Raw genomic sequence first — 25729 nt, 5'->3', positions numbered from 1 at the left:
ACATCTCCACGTGACCGAGCAAACACATGTACAAGACCTCTCCAACTAAACCCAAGGGGCGTCGCAAGGCGGCAAGGACCGAGCGCAGCATGCGACGCGATTCGGATGCAACCCTGGCCTGGGTGGTGGAGTTCTATCCAGAACTTGCAGCCTGGAGAGTCTTCGCCTTGGAGTGGCTCGGTGGGGAAACACATGGTCTACACCAAAGACTGCAGGCCCTATCGACTTTCTTCGAGCGCTACCTCATTCTGCAGAGCCTGCCACTGGATCCGAGTGTATTCCTGGCGCAAACGACACAGGTTCCAGAATTTCACCGAACGGCGTGTACTGACTCTCCTTGGGGCATCAGCGCGAATAATCTTATCCACGCTTTTCTGCAGTTTGTGTTGCTTCGGCATTTCAGTCAGATTGGTAAAGACGATAACGCCGTATTAATGCAGGGCTATCACAACCCGGTACGTCGTATGTCGAAAGCGGGGTTGCCGAAGCGCGGCGAGAGCGTTTATTCACCGCTGCCTTATGGCTACATCGACCAACTTCGGCAGATGCTGGCGGCGGGACCCCATTTTCGCGACTGGCAATGGGCGCAAGGCGCGCTGGGGAGCAAGATCGGCCATATGGGTGCGAGCGCGCCTGATTGGTTCGACGTGACCGAAGACGAGATTGATCGCGACGATCCGGATTGCGTGTGGCGCATACGTAAGCTGAGTCGAAACTATCGCGGTGGTCAAGTGTTGCAGATGTGGAGTCCAGTGCGCTGGGTCGCATTGCTTGTGAAGCTCATCTTGCCGTTACGCACTAGCCAGGTCCGTGTGCTTGACTCTGGAGAGGCAGACACCTGGCGCTATATGGCGGGTCGTTGGGAACTGAACAGCAACGAGATTGCGCAGGGTAGCGAATCTCGACCGCTACAGCAGGGTGTGTTCCGGCGCGACGATGATCGCAGCAGCAGCGAGGACGCACTAGTGGTCCTGTATATCAACACGAACAAGACCGCCGATGTTTCGAAGTCAGGGCCAGAGAAGGGCTATTTGCTGCCGTGGATGCACGGCGGAGCGGTTCACCAGAATGTTTTCTACTGGATCGAGAAGCTGCGCAACTGGCAAGAGAAGTACAACCCCATCTCGCGTCGGACCTCATGGGCAGAACTTGATCGTCGACATATCATCGTCAAGACTGATTTCCAGTTGGCGCGCTATCCCGACGCGTGCTTTCTCTTCCGATTGCCAGAATACCCAACGGCACAAATGCGCAACTTTCCGCTTCAGGATCAGGCGCTCAATTCGTGCTGGTTCCATTTGCTGAAGGCATTTGAATCACGGCTCGCCGTGCGTTCCGAGACTCACCACAATGGAACGCCGATTCGGCTGCTGCCGCCCCAATCCAAGAAGAGGACGTTGTTCCCACTTCACAGTTTGCGAGTCTCCCTTGTCACCGCGCTGGCCTTGGAAGGCCAGGTGCCGTTCCCTGTGCTGCAGAAGCTTGTCGGTCATAGCCGGTTGGTCATGACCTTGTATTACACCAAGCCTGGAGCCACCCATATTCGCGACGTCCTCCTCGATGCGAAGGCTCGCCTGGATGCAAATAAGAATGCGAGCATTCAGAATTTCCTGCTCGATACTGCGCACGAGGAACTTGTGCAAAGCGCGATCTGCAATAGTGCGAGCAGTGTTGCAGATGCAATCGCTGAGCATCCAGCGGCAAGAAACGCGTTGGGCTGGATGCCAATGCACCACGGCCTGTGCCTCGCTGGCGGAAACGCCAGCGATTCGATGGAAAACCGTTCGATTGGTGGATGCCACAACGGCGGTCCGATGGTTCTGCCAGGTACAGCTGTTGGCAACGCAAAACACGCTCCCGTTCCGGGAGGGAATCGCAACTGCGTTCGATGCCGCTGGTTTGTGACGGAGCCTCACTACCTTCCATCGCTCGCCGCGCACTTCAACACGATCGCCTACCATTTCGACGAGGCCCGCAATGCTTGCCTCGCGAATGAGGGCGTGCTTCTTGACCTGAAGAAGCAGAAGGCTGACGCTGAAGACGCTGGCGAAGTCTTCCTTCATCTCGATACCTTTCGGCAAGCAGAGCGCGTGTGGGAAGGATCGATGAAGCGATTCAACGACTTCGCGGAGGATCTCACCGCTTGTTGGCGGCTCATTGAACGCTGTAAGGCCGCGCTCGACCGGGTCGTCGAAGACTCTACTCAACTGGTGGCCGTGGGCACCGCGAGCGATGTGCATATCGCGTTTGAAGACACCGAATCGGAATTGCTTCAGCTTGCTGGGGTTTGCGAAGACGTCGAGCTCTATCCTGATCTCGATGCAGGCAAGGCGATATTCCGTCGTAGTCAGTTGCTCGATGCTGTGCTATATCGCGATAACCTGTCGCCCGTCTTCATGATGCTGAGTGAGGAAGAGCAACTCCGCGTCGGCAACGCATTCATGCGCCGTCTCGCACGGCAGATGAACCCCGCCAATCCGGTGTTGGGAACGCGGCAGGTCATCAATTTGATGGATGCTGGCCAGAGCTTGAGCGAGCGATTTGGCGTCGATTTCGCCACGCTTATGCCGGATTGCAACGCCACCGACATGCTCACGCGCAAGCCTCAATCCATCGACGAGTCGCAAGGATGAACAGCCCGACAATCGGTCACCCGGACATTGTTCTTGACACGCTGCTCGCCAAAGGCGGCCGCGCTCATCGGCTTGCTAGGCTGACAGCGCTGCATGAGATTTGTCGCAGGCATCAGGAATCAGGCTCGAGCGATTTTTCTCTCTCAACCATTGGTCGCCTGGTTGAGACGGAAGGCATCCTAAAGGGGCGCGTCCTCTACAACATGCAATCGGCGGACTACCGCAAGCTGATTTCGTCCTGGGCAACGTATGCCGGGCCACCGACGCTTCAATCATCGAAACCGCCGGCAAGCCACGAATACCTCATGCGTATTCAAGACCCCGCGATCCGCTCCATCATGCAAGCGATCATCGGGGAGCGAGACAAGCTCCGGGCCGAGGTCAACCTTCTGAAGTCCAACGCTCAAGTCGTCGTGGACCGGCGCCCAATCGGTGTACGCGGTCCAGGAGCCGCCATCGTGTTGCCAACAACGACGAACGGCAACGACGCGCAGCTCACTCCTTCAGAACGTGAAGCGCTGGAGAAGGCGGTCTCTGCCGACTACCTTGAAGGACACGGCTTACACGAAGGCAGCCATGGCGAGATCGTGAACGAACACGGTCGGACTGTGTTCGATGTCGGCTTCGCGCGTGCAATACGAAAGATCCTCGGAGCCTGAACAGCGGATAACCGAAACGATGTAGTTCGATGTATGCATACATCGAAACGGTGAGTCCTTGGCGACCCCACCGCAGAACGCTCTCCCGCTTTTCGCCCTCAAACTATGTACTCCACGGGTATAGGTCCACAGTGCGGGGTGGATTTCTTCAGGGTGACGGGGCAGGGCGCTCATGGACAAAAACACTGTATGAATATACAGTGTCCAGTGTAGCGCTTATCTCGAAAAAATGTGCACCATTGCGCACCCGAGGCTGTATGCACAACCCGAAGAATCTGCAGCTCTCACTTGATTTTCTGTAGTTCCGGCGTGCCCGACGCTTCACGCCCTGCGGGCCGGTCTTCGTCAGACGATTGCGGGATCGGCTTCGGGTACCGGCGCACCGGCGCACCGGCCAATCAGTCCGGGGGCCGACACGCGGCCTGTACAGCACTGACCGTTGTACGACCCCTTTTATCAGTTGCTCATTGATAATGACCAGTACCGCCGCACGCTGATTGCGCACGGCGGCGAAAAGACGAACGACAAGCAGCCACGCGCCCGCCCCTATAGCGAGACCAGCCTATGACCACAACCTCGACGCACAATTCTGGCCCTCACTCGACCGGTACTCCATCTTGGGACGAGAGAGACGCGTATCGCGCTTTCCGCAAGCAGCAACTGGAGACGGAGTACGCGAGGTGGAGGCTTGAGGAGCGGCGTTCGGAATCGTCGAGGGTCCGGTATGGATACGAGGATAGTCCACGACGAGGGCTTGCCTATGGTCGCCGGATCATCAAGGCGTTTCGTGAGTCTGTCGCGAGCAGTGTTGACGAGCTGTGCGCTCCGCAGTCACCCGTTGCAGACCTTGCCCGACGCGCGCTGCGAATTCCGGATCACGTGCCGGTGCAGATCTCGTGGCCTGTCAAGATCAGCGTTTTCCTTCTGTCGGCGTTCTTTCCGGTGTGGACGCTTCGACTGGCAGCAAGCCGCCTTCGCTCTGTAGGCACACCCGAAGGACGTGAACTTGTCTTTGAGCGGCTTGCCGGTCCTGCATGCATGAAAAAACCCTACTACGGCGAAGGACTGGATTTCATTGCACGGAAGTTCACGGCACCACGCAGTCTGGCAGTACTGGACGACCTGCAGTACTTCGACTTGGTGACCGCGCGCAACGCGTGGCATCTTGGAATCAAGACCTCCGAACAACTGCATGCGGTGTTCTGCGGAATCTGGCGAAGTTTCCCGCCGGAAAAGCTCGCCGTTCTTATTGGTCTGCGAGTCATTCGATCCGTCGACGAGCTACAGTGGCTTGAACCTTGGCGCGAACGGAACGAGGGCCACAACTGGGACGTCAATTGGGATGACGACGGCCCGAAGACCATTCGTCGCCTGCTTGAACTCGGCGTGCCCCGTCAGCAGACACTGAAGGTACTCGGGTGCTGGCGGCGCTGCGATCCGGCACGCCTCGATCGCACGGTGAGAACGCTTTCCGCGCGTCAGCACGTCGATGTGGCGCAACTCTTCGAAGCGCTGGACGAGTGGCTCTGGCGCGCGCGTCCGGATAACTGGGATTTCGTAATTGACGTGATCGGTGCAAAGGATCCGCAGCAGTGGTGCCTGTTCACCCGAATCCTGGAAGAAGAAAAACTGCCTGACGAAGAGACGGTGCGCGAGCTGCGCGAGCGTGGCGCAACCCTTGAAGATCTTTCCGGCCTGCAGTCGCTTCTTCTGCAGATGGCTGAGCGTAATCGTGATCCGCGCCATTCTATCGAGCTGCTGTGTTCGGCACCGCACTCACTCAAGTTTGGTGAACTCGCGACATGCCGTGCCTACGTGACACAACGTTCCGGCGATGATCTGGCTGACTACCTTCGGACGCTCGCGCAACATGGATTTGGCATGCCGGCCGGTGTGCTCGCATTTCAGGATCTGTATGCGAACGGTACGTCGGCGCGCAATCTGGACCGGCTGTTGACGATGTATGGAGCGTTGCGCAACGCGGCCAAACAACCGGAATCAGTCGCCGCATGGATGCGAAACATCGGGGCGAAGCGCATCGATGCGCTCGAGTATCTTGTCTCGGTCCTGCCGGTGCCCGATCGCGCGGCGTTCGACGAAATCCGGCCACTGGCCCAGATCGATCGCAGCCTGCTGGAGTACGCGGTCGAGGCGCGCGGGCTACGGACCGTGCACGCATTGCGCGCCTGGCGGCAGAAGTCGCGTGGCATCGAGCACCTCGCAGGGGTCAACTGGCGACAGCCCGTATCGAGATTGCTCGTCGACGATGCGTCCAGCCGCGGAAACTTTTCGTTTGTCGGCGGCAACCTTGGCGCGCTGACATCGGCCATGTGGGACGAGCGCTACAGGTTGCTGGGCAGCCCGACCGACGTAGAGGACGAGGAGGCGCGTCACGCATACTGGCAGCATTGGCAGACGCTGGAACCCGGCATCCATGCCCGCATCCTCCCGGGCCTGAAAAGGCAACTCGATGCTACCGGAGGCATGCTGGCCGCCAGCCTGATCACCGCGTACCTGACCGGCGAGCATGAATACGAACGGCAACTCGTCGCGTTCCGAGTGGAAGTGGAAACGCTCCTGCGCGGGCAGGGGCCAGCCACCACGACCCTTTCGCAGCTTCAGGCAGACGCGATTGAGGCCGTCTACAGCGTCGAGCTGCGCGAAGCGGACTCGCGATGGTCAGGTGTAGCAGGACTTGAAAGTCATCTCGACTCCCTCGTGCGGCGCGATCACTACACTATGGTGTGGCGCCGCAGACCCGTTGTACTGAAAGGCCGGATCGACTCGGATGGAGTGGATGCGATCCGCGATGCTATCGCATACGGCGTGACCTTTCGCCGGGAAGCGGAAGCCAACGTGCTCAATGGATGCCAGGGATTGTCACCGAAGCAGTTGGGTGACGCCTCGGCCAACCCGCAGACGTTTTACCGGCACCTCGGCGTGCTCCTCGGCGTCCTTCCTGTCGAGGTAACGGAGGCGTTGCTTAACGACATCGAAACACTGGAAGCACAGGCGAACGATGTTGATCAGCGTTACGCCGCAGCGGAGCGCATCGCGGCCTTTTTTGACATCGGGCTGTTCGACGTTATGAGGGAGCAGGTCACAGGAATCGCCGGGAGCTTGAGCGACGAAGCGGCCGGCAAGTTGGCAACCCGCCTCGCGGGATCGCCGGGCAATGACAACCGGATGCAGACGCGCGAGCGGTTGGCTGCCGTGCTGGGCGAAATTGCGGAAAAGGTACGTGGCATCCACGGTGCATGGACCCACCGGCAACTCAACGCTTTCGAAGGCCGCCCCTCGGGGAGGGAAAGCGAGGCAGAATACGTTGCGTTCGTGTCGAAACATCCGGCGGCGTACTTCGCCAAGGTAGCAACCAGGCTCTGCTCGGCAAACAACGTGCGCATGTGGCGCGAAGAACGGCAGTCACATCTGGTCGTGTTCGATCCGTTGACCATGCGGCTGGTGGGCATGGCGATGCTCTACGTCGAGCGCATCAAAGCGATCGATCCGCATCGCGCAACGTTGGTAATGCGGGCGATTAACACGGTCGAAGACACGGACGTGCGCTACGATGCCGAGTCAGTCGTGCAATCGTTCCTGGAAGTGGCCCAGCATTTCGCGCTGGATAACAACATGGCGGCAGTGGCGTTTCCATCGGACGACAGTGGTCAGCACTTCATGTCGAACCGCGACGACATTTACCGACATGTCGAAAAAGTCCAAGCGGACGCGTCGCAGCGTCGGTCTCCATCGAGGCACGACATAACCCGCGATGCCTCCGGGTTCCCGGCGCCACCGTACAGCGTTGGGTTGGGTGGACGCGAAGTGTTCTATGGTTACGAGCACGGGGAAGGAGCGGTCAACACGCTGTATGTGATGTGGCAGACGCCGATCCCTGAAGCCGTATCGGACGAAGCAGGTGATGTTCCGGCACGCGACGATACGGCGGACCGAACCAGCAGGAACTTTTCATGAAGCCCATGGCCACTGCTTTACACCGACTCAAGACGCGCTTTCATCAACAGGGCCTGCTCGAGGGGCGGGTGGACAATCACGACCGGATGTTCTTGAGTGCCCCACTCGCAGCTACCAACACCAAACTATCGCAGATCATGGGCGTTGGGCACACGGAGTGGAAGGTCATTCCAAAAAACGCTGGACACGAGCGTGGCCCAAGGTCAAAATGTCCGCAAAAATTCCCAGCGAGAAAATCAACATGACCGTAGCCGATTCGCACACCCTGCTCAAGCAGGTTCGACAGATATACAGTCAGCGCGAAATCGCCGAACGGGTCGGCAAGGATATCAAGACCATCAGACGTTGGGAGTCACAGGAAACGCCCTGTCCCGTCATCGCCGAGGCGGCGCTCCGTGACATGCTGGAGGGCAGGGCGAACAAGGACGTCCCGTGGAAGGAAAGCGGATTCCGCTTTATCGATCTCTTCGCCGGCATCGGCGGCATCCGTCAGGGGTTTGAAACTTACGGTGGCCACTGCATCTTTACCAGCGAGTGGAACGATTTCTCCCGCAAGACCTACGTCGAGAACTTCGGCGATTCCAGCGACACTCACCAGTTTGTTGGCGACATTGTGCCGTTCCTCTCTGAGAACGTGCCGGATCACGACGTGCTGCTCGCGGGCTTTCCGTGCCAGCCGTTCAGTATCGCCGGCGTAAGCAAGAAAAACTCGCTTGGCCGGCCCCATGGATTTGAGTGCACGACACAGGGCACGCTCTTCTACGATGTTGCGCGCATCATTGACGTCAAACGGCCAGCAGCGTTTCTGCTGGAGAACGTCAAAAACCTCGTCTCGCATGACAAGGGCGAAACTTTCCGCCGGATCATTTCGGTACTGCGCGACGAACTCAAGTACGACGTGCACTACAAGATCATCGACGGCCAGCACTTCACGCCGCAGCACCGGGAGCGCATCGTCATCGTTGGCTTTCGCGAAGAGACCGCGTTCTCGTGGGACGACCTTTGCCTGCCGGCGGACGGTCCGGTCCTGTCGTCGATCCTGCACAAGACCGACGGCAGCGAGCCGCTTCTCGAATGGGATGGCGACCGCTTCTTCGATCATGACAAGGCTAAGGTGCAAGCCAAGTACACCCTGACGCCGAAGCTGTGGGAGTATCTGCAAGGCTATGCAGAGAAGCATCGCGCGGCCGGCAACGGTTTTGGGTTTGGACTCGTTTATCCGGACAGCGTAACCCGCACATTGTCTGCCCGATACTATAAAGACGGCTCGGAGATCCTCGTTTTTCAGGGCAAAGGCAAGGGCAAGCGGCCGCGGCGACTAACGCCGCGCGAGTGCGCACGACTGATGGGCTTTCCGGACAGCTTCCGGATTCCGGTGAGCGATACGCAGGCGTACCGTCAGTTCGGCAACAGCGTGGTGATGCCCGTGATGCGCGAAGTCGCCCGCATCCTGGTGCCGCACATGAAGACGCTGATCTCCGCGCGACAGGCCGTCGCAAAAGAGCTCGCGCACGCTGAATGATGGTCGACGTCGTCGACCGCGTCACCCGCAGCCGGATGATGGCCGGCATACGGGGGCGCGACACCCGGCCTGAGATTCTCATTCGCAGCCTGCTGCACCGGCGGGGCTTTCGCTTCCGCCTTCACGCACGCGACCTGCCGGGCAAGCCGGATCTTGTGCTCCCGCGCTATCATGCGGTCGTGTTCGTGCATGGCTGTTTCTGGCACGGGCACGACTGTCGATACTTCAAATGGCCGGCAACGCGCGTCGAGTTCTGGCGCGAGAAAATCGGTCGCAACCAGACGAATGATCAGCGTGCGCATGATGCGCTGCTCGCCGCAGGCTGGCGGGTCGGTGTCATCTGGGAATGTGCGGTGCGCGGCAAAGGGTGTGATGCGGAGGCAGTAGCCGATGCACTCGCTGGGTGGCTGCGAAGCAGCACGCGCAAATGGGAGCAACGGGGATGAAGGCGGGTTACCTGTCCGAGTACTTCGAGGGTGTGGCCGCGAAACGGCTGAGTGCGGTGGAAGCGGACGTCATCCAGTCGAACCAGCACGAGTTCAATGGCGTCGAAGGGTTGCGCACGATACTGGGCGAGCCTGACGGCAAAGTTCGGTACGATGCGAAGCTGCTCTACCTGTCGGATCTGGACGACGATCCGATTATGGAAGACGCGGTATTCACGTGGTACGACGCACGCCAGCGGGCACGGCTCGAACGCGGCGTGCAGCGCTGGGAATACCGCCTGTACTTTCCGACGACGAACGTTTCGCTCAATGCAGCGACGGGCGATCTGCTGGTGATCGGCAAGCGTCGCGACGGCGGTCTGCTTGTGGTGATCGCCGAGAACGGATCCAGCATCGCCCGGCAGATCGAGTGGCTCTTCGGATTCGCCGATCTTGCGCATCCGGGTTTTTCGGTCAAGTCGGAACTGGAGACGGAACAGGACCGGATCGAGTTTGCATCCCGCTTCATTCTTGAGAGCATCGGCGTCGCGGTTGAAACTTCCGAAGCAACGTATCTGGATGAGATGCTCAAGCGCTTTGGCGGCAAGTTCCCTACCACGCGCGAGTTCTCCGCATATGCACGCTCGACGCTCGACGACCTGAACGTGCACGAAAATCCTGACGTGGTGCTGATGGCGTGGATGGAGCGCGAGGAGATACTTTTCCGGACGCTCGAGCGATATCTGCTTGCCGATCGCCTGTCAAAAGGCTTTAGCGGCGATGCGGAGAAGGGCGCTGATGTCGAGGGCTTCCTGAGCTTTTCGTTGTCCGTGCAGAATCGCCGGAAGAGCCGGGTCGGCCTCGCGCTCGAAAATCACCTTGAACTGCTCTTCGCAGAAAGCGGGATTCAGTATGCGCGCACGGCTGCGACTGAAAACAAGTCGAAGCCGGATTTCCTGTTTCCTGGAAAGGCCGAATACCACGATCACACCTTTGACTCGATCCGTTTAACGATGCTTGGGGTCAAGTCGACCTGCAAGGATCGCTGGAGACAGGTATTGGCTGAAGCGGACCGTGTGGCGGACAAGCACCTGCTCACCCTTGAGACCGCCATTTCCCTTCACCAGACCGACGAAATGCGAGCGAAGCGGTTGCAACTGGTGCTGCCGACCAAACTGCATGAGACCTACGTGCCCTCGCAACAGGCGTGGCTGATGAACGTCGAGCAGTTTGTCGCGATAGTGCGGGAGCGCCAGGATGGATAGCTTGAATACCGAGCCTTTCCCCCATGCAGACCTGCAGATTCCCGCCGACCTTCAAGCGGCGCTTGTCTCGATCTACGAAGAAATCATGTGGCTCGCTTCCCGTCCGAATGTCACTTCGGGACGGGCTCGTGCCTGGTACACGCACATCATGGCAGAGAGCGTCAAACGCCGAATTCGGCAATTTACAGGGCTTGTCTCGCATTCAGCCATTGCGGCCGAGGGCTCAGGTTTGCGCCTTGAGCATTACAAGCGGATCCAGACGACGCTTACTGGACTTGTCGATCGACACCGCCGGGACCAGCTCAATGATCCCGGCGAATTTGTTCGCACTCTGGTTGACTACGAGTCCGTTCACATCGTTACGATCGAGGAAAACTACGCAGCTATGCGAGCTCAGGGCGACTACGACAAGGCTGGAATCGTACTCACACCGTGGGTTCATATTTCGGCCGAGCGCCGCGAGACCTTGTGGCGAAAAATGCTTCGCGGGAAGGTCGCCAACGCCGACCGCTATCGCGAGCTGAATGCAGGCATGTCAGGATTCATTTGCTCTACGCTTGGACAGGGCGATCTGCTTGATAGCCACGGCTGAGCGCCGTCCGGAGTCGCATCACAGGCTGCCGTTGGTGCACGGGCGCCGCTGGCAGTAGATGGTCACAACGGCCGGCGTGCAGGAAGCGGCGACTGTGCGTCGCTGCTCACAAAATGCTGCAGCCTGGCCCACGCTGCCTGATATTGATGCGCGCATACCGAATGCAGTTGACGGTCATGCAACGCGAGCAGGGATTCGAGATCCGCGATCTCCTCCTGCCGTAGGCTCCACGGCTGTCCGGACTGCGCACGCAGCCCGCATTGCTGAAGCGCCGTTTCGCTGGCGTGCAACAGGTGGATATGCTGTTCACGATCGACGGGTTTTTCCAGAAGAAACCAGGAGAGGTAGGCGACCTTGAGCAGACAGCTCATCTGGTCGACGCTGCCATTGCCGGTTCGCATCGCAACGAGCGCGAGGTGATTTTCGAGAGCGGCCGCACGTACCGTGGCGGCTGGCAGCGGCAGCAGCATGTCGCGGGTGAGCGGCTTGCGGGCCGGTTTTCGGCTGCTGTGGCGGGAGGATGAACGGGACATGAAAACGAGTGGGAAACACGCGAATACGGTGGCAAGCGGGCGGAGCACCCGCCTGCCACCGCAAGACTTATTTTTTCTTCGAGCTGTTCACAGCGTCCTTGAACGCCTTACCGGCAGTGAACTTGACGGTTTTCGATGCCGGGATCTTGATCTCCGCACCGGTCTGCGGGTTGCGCCCAGTGCGCGCGGCGCGCGCACCCGAGCTGAAGCTGCCGAAGCCGATCAACTGCACGGTCTCGCCGCGGGTGACAGCCTTGGTGATGGCGTCGATAACCGCGTCGAGAGCCTCACCAGCTTGCGCTTTGCTCACATCCGTTTGTGCGGAAACCGCGTCAATCAGGTCGGTTTTATTCATGTCGAAGACTCTCCTTGTCGATAAGTTGGGCGTTGCGCGCCATTCTAAGCGAACTTGCGAGCAGGTCGACACGGTCGTTAGTCAGCCTGACGTCACTGGCCCGGCTTGGGCGGCTGCACCCGCTCCACGCGCATACGTCCTTGCGGCTCGAAATAGGTCCCGAAACGTACGAGCCCGGCCTTTTTGAGGTGACAGGTCATCCAGAAGCTGACCAGCAGGCCGGGGTCGGGCCTGTCGTCGATCTCGACATCGATAGACCGGATACGTGGCTCGAACTTCAGCAGGGTCGCCTCCATCTGGTTCCTGAGGTCGTGAACGGAGGCGGGAAGATTCCTGTACACATCGGTGAGATCAGGTAGCCCAAAGTCGGGCACGTGCTTCAGCGCTCCGGCGCGCGCGTTCAGAATGCGCCGGATATTTGCCTGCACGCTGAGAATCTCGAGCGTTTTATCGTCGTGCGCTTCGAGCGGCTCGCCGTCGATATGGCCGAGCAGCATGTCGTAGAGGGAGGGGCCGGTGGGCATCGCATTGACCTCACATCGACGTTTCTGTGGCAGGAGCGTGGCTGTAAAGCGTGACCGTCGCATCGTGTTCGTCGTCGGCGCGATCAACAAAATCGATCGTGAGATTGCCCTCATCTGACATTGACAGCCGGATCTCCGCGGGCGCGAGTCCCTCGGCCATCCGTGCGAGCAGCTCGCGCGACACCGCCGGCAGAATTCGCTGGTTCAGGAACGCGTCAACGTTGCGCGCGCCGGATTCTCGCGCGAGACACAGTTGCGCGAGTGATACTGTCAGCGCCTCGTCGCACGTCAGCGCCACGTTGTGCTGCCGGCGAAGTCGTTCGACCACCTTGTCGATCTTCAGCTTCACGATGGATTCGAGCGCCGGTGCTTCCAGCGGCCGGTACACGAGCGTCTGGAAACGGGCCAGCAGCGCGGGCTGGAAGTGGGCCACGAGTTCCGGACGGATCGCCTCAAGCAGCTCATCCTGCGAGATCGCCGGATTCTCTGCCGTCGCCTCGTCGATCTGTGCGCTGCCCAGGTTGGAGGTCATCAGGATCACGCAGTTGCGGAAATCGATCTCGCGGCCCTCGCCGTCCCGCATCGCACCGCGGTCGAATACCTGATAGAAGAGGTCGAGCACGTCGCGGTGCGCCTTTTCCACTTCGTCGAGCAGGACAACGCTGTACGGCCGTTGCCGCACGGCCTCGGTTAGCACACCGCCTTTGCCATAGCCAACATAGCCGGGAGGAGAACCCTTCAGTTGCGAGACCGTGTGCGCCTCCTGGTATTCCGACATGTTGATCACGGTCAGTGCGGATTCGCCACCGAACAGGAGATCGGCAAGTGCCAGCGCGGTTTCCGTCTTGCCAACGCCAGACGGCCCGGCGAGCAGAAAAACACCCAACGGCGTGTGCTCGCTTTTCAGGCCTGCCTTGGCGGTGCGTAAGCTTTCCGCGAGTGCGGCGAGCGCATCGTCCTGTGCCACCACGCGTTTCGCCAGTCCCTGTTCGATCGCGAGCAGACTGCGCAGTTCGTCTTCGACCAGATTGCCGACGGGCACACCCGTCCATTCGGACACGACTCGCGCGATTGCCTGCGCGTCCACGTCGGCGAATATCAGCGGCGTCTTGCCCTGCGCATCCGACAGGTTACGCTGCGCCGCCTCGAGCGTTGCGCCGTCGCTGCCGGCGTCCCGGTGGGCAAGCAACCCACTGACCAGTTCCAGTTCGCGCGTGTAGCGTTGCTGCAACCGCTCGCTTTCCGCTCTCGCCGAGGCCAGTGCCTCGTTCAGTGTCTCACGCTCACCTGCCAGCCCCGGCACACCAACCTGCTGATCAGAATCGAGTGTGGCAAGCTCCAGTTCCAGCGCGGTCACCGTCGCGGCTGCACGTTGCAGTTCTGGCGGCGGCGATTCGAGTCCCATACGCACACGAGCGGCGGCCGTGTCGATCAGATCAACAGCCTTGTCCGGTAGCTGTCGCGCCGGGATATAGCGACGTGAGAGTTTCACGGCGGCGGTAATCGCTTCGCCGCGGATATGGACGTTGTGGTGTTTCGCATAACGGCTGGCCAGTCCCCGCAGCATCAGGCAGGCCGCATCGTCGTCCGGCTCTTCGACCTTGATGATCTGGAAGCGCCGCTCAAGCGCGGCATCGCGCTCGAAGTATTCCTTGTACTCAGACCACGTGGTCGCCGCGATCGTGCGCAGCTCGCCACGCGCGAGCGCGGGTTTGAGCAGGTTCGCCGCGTCGGCGCCGCCGGCGGCGTTACCTGCACCGATCAGCGTGTGGGCTTCGTCGATGAAAAGCAGGATCGGCACCGGCGAGGCCTGCACTTCGTCAATCACGTTTTTCAGGCGCTGCTCGAATTCGCCTTTTACACCCGCGCCTGCCTGAAGCAGGCCGAGATCGAGCGTGAGAATGCGCACGTCACGGATGACATTCGGTACGCTGCCTTCGGCCACACGAAGCGCGAGTCCCTCGACCAGCGCGGTCTTGCCGACGCCCGGTTCGCCGACAAGAATCGGATTGTTCTTCCGTCGCCGCGCGAGCACGTCGACCATCTGCTGGATTTCGCGATCGCGACCGAATACCGGGTCGATATCGCCGCGCGCGGCCTTTTCAGTCAGGTCGATGGCAAAGCGCCCGAGGGCGTCACCATCCGTACCAGAGCTGATCCCGGGCGAGGGCGACACCTTCCGTTGCGCCTCATCGTCTGTCGCCGTGACAGTGCCCGGTGATCCGGGCGCTTTGCTGTCCGCTGCTTCCCTCACGTCCTGCCGTGCCCCCTCAGCCGATTGACGGTCGAGGTCACGCAGTAGCCGCTGGACCTGTGTGGAACTTATGGACAGCAACGGCCAGGCGTCTGTCGCGCGCAGCACATGCGGCGCATCGACAATCGCCTGCAACAGGTTCGCGGAGCGGATCGGCTGCGCGGACTCACCGGCTGATGCATGGAGCCAGGCGTTTTCGAGTACATGTGCGAGTGACCGGGAAAGCGATGGTTTGCCACGCAGATTGCGGGGCGTGCGGTCGATTGCCGCGAGCAGCGCGTCCCACACGCCGTTGATGTCGATTTCGTAGCGGCGCAGGATCGCGGGAATGTCCCCGTCGCCCGCCTCGATCAGCTTGAGCAGCCAGTGCTCGACGGTGATTTCATCGGCAAGGCGCGCGTTACAGAGATTCGCGGCGGCTTCGAGCGCGCTCGCGCAATGCGGATTGAGCTTGCGGAGCAGATGTGTGGTGTCGCGCATCGTCATGTGGGTACCCGGTCCTGGGGCGCGGCAGAGAGAGGGTCCGCCGGCAACAAAAAACGCCAGTCCACAGGGTGAACTGGCGAAAAGAATGCCGGCACACAACTGACGGGGAGTCGGTTGGGCCAGTGCCGGCTTTCCGAGGCCTGCTTCTTACAAATTTTTACGAGCGCTCATTCCAGCTGTCGGCGTGAATGATGTTGCCGTCCTTGTACGACCAGGTAATCTTCTCGTAGCGCAGTTCGATCTCTTCGAGATGGTTGTGCTTCTCGTAAGCGGGATTCTTGATGTCGTGCATCTTCGGCGTGACACCCACGATCTTGACGTTGTCGAGCTTCGTGTTGAAGTATTCCTTTTCCTTGCCGGCGTCGTCGATCTTGTACCACTTGATCTCGATCGACTTGAGCGTCTGGCCGCTCGTGACCGCCTTGTACAGGTACCAGCTATTACTCGAATATTTTTCTTTTCGTGAAAAATTCCTGTTCATTGACCTGTGCGGACTGGACATTGCGAAACTGCCTGCGAACGCGTTCAGCTTCGAGCTGGAGATCCTGCTAAAGCACAGCTATCCGTCCGACCAGCGCTTTACGGCAGAGAACGTGCGCCTCTTCTGCACGCCGGTGATCAACCTGTTCACGCTGGATGCCGAGACGATCCCGGTTAATCACCACGAGACGGAATACCGGGTCGTGCCGGCGGGCCACCAGGGTGAACACGTCGAAACCTACTCGGTCGACGCGATCGAGTCGTTCGATCACGAAACGGCGGAGCGCTATGAATACGTACCGTTCGCCACCTTCCGCCATCGCGGCGGCATGATGCGCCACGAAGCGCCAGAGCGGTACTTTCACTCGCGGGTGCGCCCCGGTGCCACCGGCCTGCACGAGACCTGGGTAATCCTCGGTGGCCACGCATGGGAGACGATGCAGGACCTGCCGGAGGAAAGCCTGTCGCTGCGTGTGACAGGCACGAACGGCATGCTGCCGCGCAAGGGGTTGCGCGAGGCGAGTATCAACGAACTTGCCGCGAGCACGCCGAACGTGGCAGGCGTGCGCAATCTCGCCGCGCCGACGTTGCCGCTGTATCCGCCAACCGGAGACCGCTTCCAGTGGCGCGTGCTCTCGCACCTCGCGCCGAACTTCCTGTCGATGATGGATGCGGAAGTATTGCGCGGCGCACTGGCGCTCTATGACTGGACCAACGACGAGCTGAACCGTCGCCGCCTCGCGGGCATCCTGCACGTCTCGGAGGAACTGCTTGAAGAGGTGTCGGGCGGCTCGGTCGAACGGGGAGTGCTGATCGAAGTGACGCTCGACGCTCACGCATTCGCGGGAGAAGGCGACGTGATGCTGTTCGGTGAACTCCTGCACCGCTTTTTTGCGCTCTACGCCGAGATCAACCTGTTCACGAAACTCGCGATCGTCAGCCTGCCATCACAGTCCCGCACCGAATGGCCGCGCAGCAAGGCACTGCGTTCCCCGCTATGAAGGTACGTGATCTGCCGGATCAGGCCACGGTTAATCTCGACCCGCTCGTGAGATCGCTGCTTGAGCGCGCGCCGACCATGAGCTTCATGCAGCTATGCCAGCTTCTGGAGGTTCGCGTGCCGGACCACCCGGGCTTTGGCACACGCGACACGCCTGAACATGAAGCCGTGCGGTTCCGTGCTCGGCCGCGTACAGGTTTTCCGGCCGGTGAAATCGCCTCGGTCGGGTTTGACCCGGAGCGGCCCGACGCACCGCCTGCCGTGCACACGACGTTCATGGGCCTGTATGGCGTCGACGCTGCGGTGCCGTCCTACATGATCGACGATATCGTGCTGCGGGAGGAGGGGCACGAGGCGGTCGAAGCGTTTCTTGACCAGTTCAATCACCGGTACGTGACGCTGCTGTACCGAGCGTGGAAGAAATACCGCTACCCGATCGGATTCCGCCCGGGCGCGACCGACGAACACTCGCGCAAGCTGCTCTGCCTCGCGGGTTTCGGCTGGGGCGAAAAGCCCGCGCGAGCCGGGCTGCCCGATTCACGCGTGCTCGCGCTGCTCGGCTTGCTGATCCAGCGCACGCGCACGCCCGAGGGGCTCGCTGGCGTCGTCGCGCTGGCGGTGCCGGGCGTCGAGGTGCGTGTCGACGAATTTCACCCGACCTTCAAGGCTGCGGGCAAACCTTATGTACTCAGTTCGGGCGCACCGGGGAACGACCGGCCGCGGGAAGGTGGCGGAGTGAGCCCCGGGACACTTGGTGCCGGCTACGTGCTGGGTACACGCGTCGCGTACCGTAGCCGAGCGGCGCGGGTGACGGTGCGGCCAGCGAGCGCCGCACAGGCTCACGACCTGTTGCCCGGCGCACCGGTGCACCGGGAGTTGATGGCGTTCCTGCGCCTGTATGTCGGCACGAAGGCCGATGTGTTCCTGCGCATGGAACTGTCGTCGCGGCTGGTGCCGCCACCGACAATGACTTCAGCATTGAGCGGTTCGCTGCCGCGCCTCGCCTGGACCACGGTGTTGCCGTCGGACGACGAGCGTCTGATCACGATTGAACTCGGCAGCTACGAAGCGTTTCCGGCACCCGCGCCGAACCCGTACCTTGCCGCACGCGTTGCCTGATTCCGGAGAATTCATGCCCAGCTTCATACCCAGCCGCCCGACCCGCGCCAACCGGGCCGCCATGGCCACCCTCGCGTCCAGCCTGCTGCTTTCCGCCTGCGGCGCCTGGCAGGCTGTCTCTGACGGCACCTCGAGCGCATACCAAGCCGTCTTCTACAAACAGGTCAAGACGCTGAACGTTGACCTGACGGCTCGCGCCTCCCTTAACCCGGACGACGCCGACCGGTCGACCTCGGTTGCCGTACGTGTGTATCAACTCAAGGACCGCAAGCTCTTTGACGCGGCGTCCTACGACGATCTGCTCAAGAACGACAAAACCGTGCTGGCGCAGGACCTGCAGGCGAGCCTCGCCACGGTCGTGAACCCGGGCGCGGCCGCGAGCCTGTCGCAGCCGATACAGCCGGACACGCAATACATCGCGATCGTCGCGTTCTATCGCGATCCCGGTGCCGGCACTGAATGGCGACGTGTGATTGCGAAGAAGACGCTTTCCGCCGATGCGCCACTGAAGCTTGAACTGGCGAATCGAGATCTCGTCGCGTCAAACGATGGTTCAAAACAGTGACATCTCGGGTAGGAGTTGCACGATAGTAAGAGACTGAACGTCATGACAACTGTCACGAAGGCGGTCCCGAGCGCCGCATGGTCGCAACGGGTTTCCGTACAGACCCGCACGCTGGTACAACGCGCAATTGAGGAAATGTTCCGGCTGGACATCTATGCCCCCGACTATCGCGAACGGGCAATTGCCGTCATCCAGAAAGTCGCCCGGGCATGGGGCGGTCAATGTCTGACGCCGGCATACAAGGGTAGCAAGGTACCGCTCGGATTTGAATGCGCCGCCGGACACCGTTTCGCGCTGTCCATTGTGGTGCTGCGGCGTGGGGGCTGGTGTCAGGCCTGCCACTACGCGCGCACGACCGTGCATTCGATCGACGAGGCCCGCACGCTCGCCGCGCGGCACGGCGGGCTGTGCCTGTCGACCCGCTATCAGAATGGCCGGGCGAAACTGCGCTGGCGCTGTGGCGCCGGGCATGAATGGTCTGCCAACTTCGAGGGCGTGCTCAAAGGGGACTGGTGCCAGACATGTTATTTCGAGCGCATCAAGCCGCGCCATGAAGATATCGAACGCGCGGCTGTCGAGCGTGGCGGGCGCTGCCTGTCGGCGTACGTCGACAAGGAAACGCCGCTGGAATGGCAGTGCGCCGAGGGACACACGTGGTCGGCGCCATGGTTTCGTGTGAGCAAGGGCCAGTGGTGTCACCGCTGTGCGGTCAAAGCGAGGACCCGCACGATCGAACAGATGCAGGATCTGGCGAAGTCGCGCGGCGGGCGATGCCTGTCCGCAGTTTACCCCGGGGTGCACGGCAAGCTTGAGCTTGAGTGCGCGAAGGGCCACCTATGGAAGGCCACGGTCAACAGCGTGTGGCGCGGCAGCTGGTGTGCGGAGTGTGCCTGGGAAAGCCGGCGTATGGCTCGCAATCGCCGGCGCAGCAAGGGGGCCGTGCCGATCATGCTGTGAAACGGGGGAAGAGGGAACCGTGAGCCCACGGTGTTTACGGTCAATCGCAAAAAGAAAGGTGGAATCGATGCAAACAAAGAGACTGCGGCTCGCCGCAACGATGGCAGGGATGTGCATGCTGATAGCGGCCTGCGACGCGTTTCATGCGGGCCCGGGCGCGAGCGCGATCGATGGCGCGGTGAGACGGGCGCTCGACGCGGCAAACCGGGGTGGTATCAACGCGCTGGTCGGCAGTCCGATGCCGACGTCAGCGGATGTCGCGTCCGTCAAACCCGACGGCGATTGCACGAAGACCGCCGCCGATACCTTCGCCTGCGAGGTGGACATCGTACGTCGCGCCAGTCTGCCTGACGGATCCGGCACGACGTTTCATGCAAACCTAGTCTTCACGAAGGATGCTAACGGCGACTGGCAAACGTCGGATATTGACCGGGCGCTGGCGGTCGGCGCTGCAAAATCGGTGGTCGACCAGGTGAGCCACTCGCTTCCTGGGCAGGCCGCGTCGAATCCGGAATGACACGACAGCAACGGCTTTGCCGCAGAGGATGTTGCCCGTCGGCGAGGACCTGATGGCCTTTGACGGCTGACGATGTGCGAAGCGCGACCGGGAACGGTTTCGTCGTCGCCAGTATGCCGATGTTTTTGAAAGGATGTATGGACAGATGCGGAGTTTTACTCTGGCCCAGATCGAGCGGGCCATTCATCACTGGCGCAAACACCACGATCGCGCACGCCTGTACAACGACAGTGTTGACGGCGCGCGTGAGGAACGGTTGTTGTCAACGCTCTACGGACGTCTCGTCGAAAAGCATTTGGGGGCGATTGACATTGATCAGATCAGCCGTGCTGAGTTCGCCGCGCTGGGGTGTTTGTTCGATGCGCCTCCGGCCGACCCGGAGCGCTAGGCATCGAATGCGGCTCCTGGAACTGCACCGCCTCATGCTCGCCCCTGCGGGCGGGATGGAACCGCGGGTTTGCCGCGGGTTGAGGTCGCCGACATGAAGCCAGTCCGCAATCAGGATGGCAAGGCCAGAGGCCAGGTGAAAGACCGCGAACTGATCGCATTTCTGGACCGGCGCATTGCCGCGCTCATCTCGTCGGACGCGGAGCCACGGCCACCGTGCATACGTTGCGCCGGAACCTCCATTGTCATCGATGGATACCGTCCCAGACTCGGTGGCTATCGCCTGCCGGTATACCGCTGCAGCGCATGCGGCAAACAATATACGCGCCTGCAGGGCACGCCGCTCGATGGCCGCCTTCTCGGGAAGGTCGAGACATTCGTCCCGCTGTTGCCGCAACCGCTCAACTGCACCGAGGCCGGTCGTCTGCTGGGGAAGTTGCCTGCCCAGGTCAGCGAACTGGTCAAGGCATTTCGCGTCTGGCTTCTCGAGCTGGATCCGTCTGGAAAATGGGAAGCCCGCGTGCGACTCGGCGGACGCCGCGCCGAGGTACGGCCCACATCGCTGCACGTCGCGGAGACCGGCACCGCCGAGGACGTCAAGTTGACCAGGCGGCTGACTTCTGAATACGACGACATATACGCGAAGGCGGGGCCGGCGCCACGATGTGCGCACTGCGGCAGCCGGAACACGTACGAGATGGCGCCCCATCCGAGCCGCCGGCTGCCGGCATTCGAATGCCGGACGTGTCACCGGGTGTTCAATCGGCGCACCGGCACACCGTTTTCGAGCACGTACATGGTAAGCGCCGGGCGTTTCCGGCCATTGATCCGGTATCTGTCGCTGCCGCTGTCGTACGCGCAGGTCGCGGATATCTTCCAGGCTGACGAAACGCAGATCCAGACGTGGCGTGACAAGTTCGCCCGCTGGGCCGACCAGCTGGAACCGGACGGCAACCTGAGCGCGCGCTTCCGGCTCGGTGCCACGCCAACGCGAGACACACCGTGCCTTTTCTGCGGCCGGACGGGCACAGCCAGGCGCGACGGCCGGCGCGTATGGCACTGCATCGGCTGCGGTCGGCTCTTCTCCATGCGGCGCACGCTCGTCGAACGCAATGGCCGGTTCGAGATCGTCGGTGCGGAAGTGGAGGATCAGGACGATGCAACGGTGCCGGGAATGGATTTCGCCGTGTCGGCGAAGTCGCGACGCGGCGTGCCCAGGACAGCGCGGCGGGTGACACTGGACACACATGAAAAGGACAGGGAAGATCGTGAAGGAGCGTGAATGCACGGCCGGCATCGGGGATCTGAAGGGCGTGGTCCGTAATCAACCGGTCGCACAGGACGCATACACGGCCGACAGACGCGAGTTTCGATGGACGCTGCGCACGGCCGTGGCCGGACTGATTGCCGCGATTCTGTTCGCGTGGGGATTCCTTCACGTCGTACTCACGCTTATATTTGCTTCTGCTCCAATCCACCACTGATGGCGACGATGCAACTCCGAAAGTTCGTGATGGCCGCGCTACTGGTTTGCGCCTTGTCCCTGCTCGGTGGATGCGGCCTGTTTGGCTGCGGTGCATTGGCGACCAACGGCGCTGCGTTCGGCGGTTGCCACGCGGGCACGAAGTTCTAGCGGTGAGCGCCCGCCGTGTTCGGGTGTTCGCGGCCGGTGTGCACATCTGGGCAGATTGGTAAAAGGCGACCCGGTCGGTGGTGACCGGCCATCGGGTACTCATCACGTAACGGAAAAACCCGAATGAGCCGTATTTCACTGGAGGCCATGGCGCGGGCCATGAGCGCCGTAGAGACGATGAACCTGCGACAGAAGGAGGCGCTGGCCGATGAAATATACCGTGCCCAGCCGCATATGCTCGGCTCGGTTCTCGTCCTGCCGAAGCTGGGAGTATCGCTGGAGAAGATGGAGTTCGCCCTCGAACTTCTCCTGCTCTGCTTTCAGGCGATGAAGGAATCGGGCTGGACATGGCCCCTCATCACGGAAGACGATCAGGAATTGCAGCAGCGGATCTACGTGAGCACGGTCAAGCTGGGCGAAGACCTGAGTCCGCCCCAGCGGGATCGCCTGATGCAGCAGTATGTGGAAAACCATCCTGAGCAGAACCTGCAGGCCTGTGTGCTGTCGATGACTGCGGACTGGCTTAAGCGGATCGTTCCGGAGGACAGCGACCAGTATGTGATGCTGGCCGCGACCAACCTCGTGAACTGCATCGCCTTCGTACCCATGCCATCGCTCAGGGAACCGTCTCGCCAACCACGGAGAACCCAATGACTCACGACCAGTGCGACCAGTGCGAACAGTGTGCGCAGCCTATTGCAGCGTATGATGCCATCCACTACGGCGCTGCCGGTGGTGGTTACCGGCTGCTTTGCACTCAATGTTTCAATGCAGAGGTCGCGAAGCGGTACGGCCTGACTGGCTTCGAGAACGTGCGGCTCGAACCTATCCGGATGGTCGATTGTGCGGGAGACGCGCACCAGTTCCATTTCCAGATGCGCCTGGCTGGCGGCAACATGCTCGTCCTCGATGCTTTCGAAATTCAGGGCGAGCTTCGGGCAGGTTATGAATTCCGCATGATCGGCAACCCGGACGATGACGTGCTAACCCTGCTCGGCCGCCTCGTTCAAAAAATGCGGCGAGCCCTGTCCGTCAAGGATCTTGCTGCCGATGGACATCAGTTGCGGATCAGCGATCAAACCGTGCGGGGCCGCATTTCGTCCGATATGACCGGCCCCGGCGACACGCCGGTCGTGGTCGTCGATGGCCGGGAAATCAGCTGGGACGATTTCGGGCGCATGCTCACGGCTTTCGAAGGCTGGCAGTTCAGACTCCAGATCATCGATATGGCTGACGAGCCTTGATTTGCAGTGGTACCGCAATGGTTGCGCCAGACGCCTGATTCTGGTTTCCTCGACACGCCGTCAGGACATGACGATGACGGGTTTTTACCGTCAGGCCGACGGCTACAATAGCAGCACGCGCTCCCCTTTGAATTTCCTGACCTGTACTTTCCGTGACCCTGCCCCGGTGATGCCGACAAAGGCCTGCCTTTACCTTGCTGTCTTCGCTTCCTGCGCGACCTTCCTGGGGCTGGCCGGCTGCGCCGGGACGACCAGCCAGCCCATGCCGCCCGATGCCCGGATAGAGACCGGACGCATCACAGGCAGGAAGCTTGTCGCCAGACTCGATCAGCCATCGCCTTCGCCCGTCAGCGCGGGCGTGGGTGGCGGCGCCATCAGCGGTGGCGGGTTCGGTGGCGCCGGCCTGGGGATCGATCTGACCAGCCTGTTCAGCCATGCCACGACCACGAAGACGGAAAACGTCTACGAATACGAACTCACCACTGCCGACCATCAGGTACTGAAGATCAACAGCAATGTCGGGTTGAATGAGGGCGACTGCGCAAGGGCCATCGTTTCCGCCCAGCAGGGCATGTCGCGGATCGAAGCGTCCCCGGCGTGCTAACCATCAGGAGTCCTTTGTGACAGCGCGAAACAATCGTCGGAGCAACCCCGGTCAGGATTTCCAGCTGCCGCCGAACATCAGCGTCATCCGCCAGCCGATGCCTGGCGGGATCGCCTATGTATTTCGTGATGTCGAACTCGGTGAACTCGGCCGGCTCGCGGTTGAATCGGCACCGGACGGCCAGACGCGACTGACATCGGAGGTCGCCGGTCATCCTGGCGATCCGATGATGTCACGCCGGATCGAATTGCTCGAGCCGCTCTGCAGGGAACTGTCCGGCATTCTGGAATCGGTCTATGGACCCGGGCGTGGCCCCACGCCCCCCTTGCCTGTTCGCCCGCCACGGCCGACCGGACAGTTGCCGGTGAAAGAGGTGCGCTGCGAACAATGTGGGCGCATGGTCGCACTGTTGGTTTTTGACGACGGCGCCACCGATGACGGCCGGTTCGAAGACTGCGCACGCATGATGTATCCGCACCTTGAGCGGCACAACGTCCCGGCCTGGATCATCGGCCCTGAACTTGGCGGCGGGCCGATGAAACGGCGCCCCGCCAACATCCTCAAGGTATGGCCGCAACGCGAGCCAATGGAATGCCTGCGCCCCGACGAGTTCAATCCGCGCCTCGAGGAACTGGTCGCGCGGCACTGCCACCCCCGGATTCGGACGGGCAAATGAGTGATGATAGGTGGGGGGAGCACAGCAATGCACATAGCCGCAAGCGCCTCAGGCGAACGCTCCCCGGCCACGATCACGCGGGCTACCGCCATACCGCTGACGCCGTCGAGGGAGGAGATCACATCGTGCAGCTTGATATTCATCCGGTCGAAGGCTTGCTGCATCAACTGCACACAACCCGGCAGCTGCCGCCGCGACGTGATCGGCTCGCAGACTCATGTAGTCCTGTAGCTGACGAATGCCAGTCGGCGGCAGTTCCGATAGGACACGCCCGTGTGAGAGCGTCGCGCTTTGGACGAAAACTCGATCAATAGGCCCGATTCTGGTGCCCGAGGAACCCGAGCCAAATGGCACATTTGGCGGCTATGTGGGCACGACCCCAGATGGGAAAATGATCAAAATGAATTGGCTCGAAACGTTGAGCGATGAAGTGTCCAGACTACGCTTCGAGCTGACTGTAGTCAGCGAGCGACGGCCGGATATCCGGAAGCGCAGCAGAATGGGCTAATCTTGCAGACCCGAATATCCCGATCATCTGGTTTCCGTCACGATGCAACTTGACCTTTTCGCCGACAGCCGTGATGTCATGCTCCGCAACGACGTGCTTGACGCCTTGCAGCGGCGTCATGCTTCCGATGCCCGTCAGGCGTGGGAGCGGCTGAGCGGCGAGTATCCCGGCGATCACACCGTGCCGGCCCTTGCAATCCTGATCACCGCGATCGGGGACACGACAGCCACGCGCTTCGCCGACCATCCTGCGTTCGCTGACGCCCGTCGCGTGCTCGACGATGAAATCGCTCTGGCGGCCCGATGCATGTTCGGTGTGCAGGCTGCCGCCTGGCTGATGCCTTGCTGGCGAACGCTCGCGCAGCGAGCCTCCAACCTGCCGTTTGATGCGGATTACGGTGACCATCACGCGGCGTCGATCTGGTTGCAGGCCGGTGACTGGAGTGCGGCAAAGCAGGCGGTTAAGCGGATCGCATCGTGGCGGCGTATCCCTGCGCCGCTTGCATGGATGACCGAGGCGCGTTACAGGGCCGACGGTCTGGACGCTACGTGGCCGTTGCTCACGGAACTGGCCTGGCTTGCGCCCGCCCGGTTTGTCGCACTGCTATCTCGACTCAGGGACGTCTCGCTGGACGCGTTACGCAGGCAGTTCGATGCGGAATTCGTCGGCACAGGCGAAGTCACCGATTTCGCGTGGTTTCCCTCGTTATGCGCAAGAGAAAAACGATGGACATCAGCCGGAGCCTTGAAAATACTGGGATGAGCTGTCTGCGAGGTGTCCATTAGATTAGAAGAAAAAGTGGACAGAACGACCGTC

At 61.1% G+C, this 25729-nt stretch carries 23 protein-coding genes and 2 pseudogenes; 20 read left to right on the top strand and 5 right to left on the bottom strand.

What is annotated here, in order from left to right; all coding sequences use genetic code 11:
• The first annotated feature begins 26 nt into the window (after positions 1 to 26).
• From gmtZ to HV711_RS24855, 7 genes are all read left to right on the top strand, one after another.
• Complete coding sequence (gene gmtZ / locus HV711_RS24885; RefSeq protein ID WP_007182814.1) at positions 27 to 2633, top strand: gamma-mobile-trio integrase GmtZ; 2607 nt, start codon at positions 27 to 29, stop codon at positions 2631 to 2633.
• Positions 2630 to 3292 carry a gamma-mobile-trio protein GmtX gene (gmtX, locus tag HV711_RS24880; protein WP_007182813.1) on the top strand — a complete coding sequence of 221 codons (663 nt, stop codon included), beginning with the start codon at positions 2630 to 2632 and terminating at the stop codon, positions 3290 to 3292. Before gmtZ ends, gmtX begins: the two co-directional genes overlap by 4 nt.
• 1038 nt (positions 3293 to 4330) lie before the next feature.
• On the top strand, positions 4331 to 7267 hold the full coding sequence (locus tag HV711_RS24875) for a hypothetical protein (protein ID WP_051224458.1): 2937 nt from the start codon (positions 4331 to 4333) through the stop codon (positions 7265 to 7267).
• Between the two features lie 241 nt (positions 7268 to 7508).
• Entirely contained in the window at positions 7509 to 8789 is a 1281-nt protein-coding gene (gene dcm / locus HV711_RS24870) for a DNA (cytosine-5-)-methyltransferase (RefSeq protein WP_035482728.1), read from the top strand.
• On the top strand, positions 8789 to 9235 hold the full coding sequence (locus tag HV711_RS24865; protein WP_035482729.1) for a very short patch repair endonuclease: 447 nt from the start codon (positions 8789 to 8791) through the stop codon (positions 9233 to 9235). Before dcm ends, HV711_RS24865 begins: the two co-directional genes overlap by 1 nt.
• Complete coding sequence (locus HV711_RS24860; RefSeq protein ID WP_244142735.1) at positions 9217 to 10479, top strand: type II restriction endonuclease; 1263 nt, start codon at positions 9217 to 9219, stop codon at positions 10477 to 10479. The genes HV711_RS24865 and HV711_RS24860 overlap by 19 nt, the downstream gene beginning before the upstream one ends.
• Positions 10472 to 11071, top strand: coding sequence for a hypothetical protein (locus tag HV711_RS24855; RefSeq protein WP_035482693.1), 600 nt, complete (start codon positions 10472 to 10474; stop codon positions 11069 to 11071). Before HV711_RS24860 ends, HV711_RS24855 begins: the two co-directional genes overlap by 8 nt.
• 62 nt (positions 11072 to 11133) lie before the next feature.
• Here HV711_RS24855 and HV711_RS24850 read toward each other — a convergent pair whose 3' ends face one another.
• The 5 genes and pseudogenes from HV711_RS24850 to tssD all read right to left on the bottom strand — a co-directional run.
• Positions 11134 to 11541 (bottom strand): hypothetical protein, encoded by a 408-nt coding sequence (locus tag HV711_RS24850; RefSeq protein WP_051224460.1) that lies wholly within the window; start codon positions 11539 to 11541, stop codon positions 11134 to 11136.
• Positions 11542 to 11671: 130 nt separating this feature from the next.
• Positions 11672 to 11959 carry an HU family DNA-binding protein gene (locus tag HV711_RS24845; RefSeq protein ID WP_035482695.1) on the bottom strand — a complete coding sequence of 96 codons (288 nt, stop codon included), beginning with the start codon at positions 11957 to 11959 and terminating at the stop codon, positions 11672 to 11674.
• A 92-nt stretch (positions 11960 to 12051) separates the two neighbouring features.
• Positions 12052 to 12483, bottom strand: a complete 432-nt coding sequence (gene tssE / locus HV711_RS24840; RefSeq protein WP_035482697.1) for a type VI secretion system baseplate subunit TssE — start codon at positions 12481 to 12483, stop codon at positions 12052 to 12054.
• Positions 12484 to 12493: 10 nt separating this feature from the next.
• The gene (gene tssH, locus HV711_RS24835) at positions 12494 to 15223 is read right to left on the bottom strand and encodes a type VI secretion system ATPase TssH (RefSeq protein ID WP_051224463.1); all 2730 of its coding nucleotides are present in this window, start codon (positions 15221 to 15223) and stop codon (positions 12494 to 12496) included.
• A gap of 157 nt (positions 15224 to 15380) precedes the next feature.
• Positions 15381 to 15656, bottom strand: a pseudogene (gene tssD, locus HV711_RS24830) (type VI secretion system tube protein TssD); the annotation flags it as partial.
• Here tssD and tssF point away from each other — a divergent pair.
• The 13 genes and pseudogenes from tssF to HV711_RS24765 all read left to right on the top strand — a co-directional run.
• Positions 15652 to 16704, top strand: a pseudogene (gene tssF / locus HV711_RS24825) (type VI secretion system baseplate subunit TssF); the annotation flags it as partial. The pseudogenes tssD and tssF overlap by 5 nt on opposite strands.
• Positions 16701 to 17822 (top strand): type VI secretion system baseplate subunit TssG, encoded by a 1122-nt coding sequence (gene tssG / locus HV711_RS24820; RefSeq protein ID WP_035482698.1) that lies wholly within the window; start codon positions 16701 to 16703, stop codon positions 17820 to 17822. The pseudogene tssF and the gene tssG, both read left to right, overlap by 4 nt.
• A gap of 13 nt (positions 17823 to 17835) precedes the next feature.
• A complete protein-coding gene (gene tssJ / locus HV711_RS24815; protein WP_082201514.1) occupies positions 17836 to 18387 on the top strand; it encodes a type VI secretion system lipoprotein TssJ in 552 nt (183 codons plus the stop codon).
• Between the two features lie 42 nt (positions 18388 to 18429).
• Positions 18430 to 19344: a hypothetical protein gene (locus tag HV711_RS24810; RefSeq protein ID WP_175145287.1), complete on the top strand. Its 915-nt coding sequence runs from the start codon at positions 18430 to 18432 to the stop codon at positions 19342 to 19344.
• Positions 19345 to 19411: 67 nt separating this feature from the next.
• Positions 19412 to 19861 carry a hypothetical protein gene (locus tag HV711_RS24805; protein WP_082201516.1) on the top strand — a complete coding sequence of 150 codons (450 nt, stop codon included), beginning with the start codon at positions 19412 to 19414 and terminating at the stop codon, positions 19859 to 19861.
• Positions 19862 to 20006: 145 nt separating this feature from the next.
• Complete coding sequence (locus tag HV711_RS24800; protein ID WP_035482702.1) at positions 20007 to 20249, top strand: DUF3717 domain-containing protein; 243 nt, start codon at positions 20007 to 20009, stop codon at positions 20247 to 20249.
• 93 nt (positions 20250 to 20342) lie between these two features.
• Positions 20343 to 21530, top strand: a complete 1188-nt coding sequence (locus HV711_RS24795) for a DUF746 domain-containing protein (RefSeq protein ID WP_051224465.1) — start codon at positions 20343 to 20345, stop codon at positions 21528 to 21530.
• Positions 21496 to 21732 (top strand): hypothetical protein, encoded by a 237-nt coding sequence (locus tag HV711_RS24790; protein ID WP_175145285.1) that lies wholly within the window; start codon positions 21496 to 21498, stop codon positions 21730 to 21732. The genes HV711_RS24795 and HV711_RS24790 overlap by 35 nt, the downstream gene beginning before the upstream one ends.
• A gap of 272 nt (positions 21733 to 22004) precedes the next feature.
• Positions 22005 to 22535 carry a hypothetical protein gene (locus HV711_RS24785; RefSeq protein WP_035482707.1) on the top strand — a complete coding sequence of 177 codons (531 nt, stop codon included), beginning with the start codon at positions 22005 to 22007 and terminating at the stop codon, positions 22533 to 22535.
• Complete coding sequence (locus tag HV711_RS24780) at positions 22532 to 23125, top strand: DUF7713 domain-containing protein (RefSeq protein WP_035482708.1); 594 nt, start codon at positions 22532 to 22534, stop codon at positions 23123 to 23125. Before HV711_RS24785 ends, HV711_RS24780 begins: the two co-directional genes overlap by 4 nt.
• 1 nt (position 23126) lies before the next feature.
• Positions 23127 to 23729 carry a hypothetical protein gene (locus tag HV711_RS24775; protein WP_175145283.1) on the top strand — a complete coding sequence of 201 codons (603 nt, stop codon included), beginning with the start codon at positions 23127 to 23129 and terminating at the stop codon, positions 23727 to 23729.
• Between the two features lie 16 nt (positions 23730 to 23745).
• Positions 23746 to 24405 carry a hypothetical protein gene (locus HV711_RS24770; protein ID WP_051224467.1) on the top strand — a complete coding sequence of 220 codons (660 nt, stop codon included), beginning with the start codon at positions 23746 to 23748 and terminating at the stop codon, positions 24403 to 24405.
• A 550-nt stretch (positions 24406 to 24955) separates the two neighbouring features.
• A complete protein-coding gene (locus tag HV711_RS24765) occupies positions 24956 to 25675 on the top strand; it encodes a hypothetical protein (RefSeq protein WP_051224470.1) in 720 nt (239 codons plus the stop codon).
• Positions 25676 to 25729: the final 54 nt, after the last annotated feature.

This window comes from Paraburkholderia phenoliruptrix, assembly GCF_902859825.1.
GTDB lineage: Bacteria > Pseudomonadota > Gammaproteobacteria > Burkholderiales > Burkholderiaceae > Paraburkholderia > Paraburkholderia phenoliruptrix.
The sequence above is the reverse complement of the archived record's forward strand: the minus strand, read 5'-3'. Positions and strand labels throughout refer to the sequence as shown.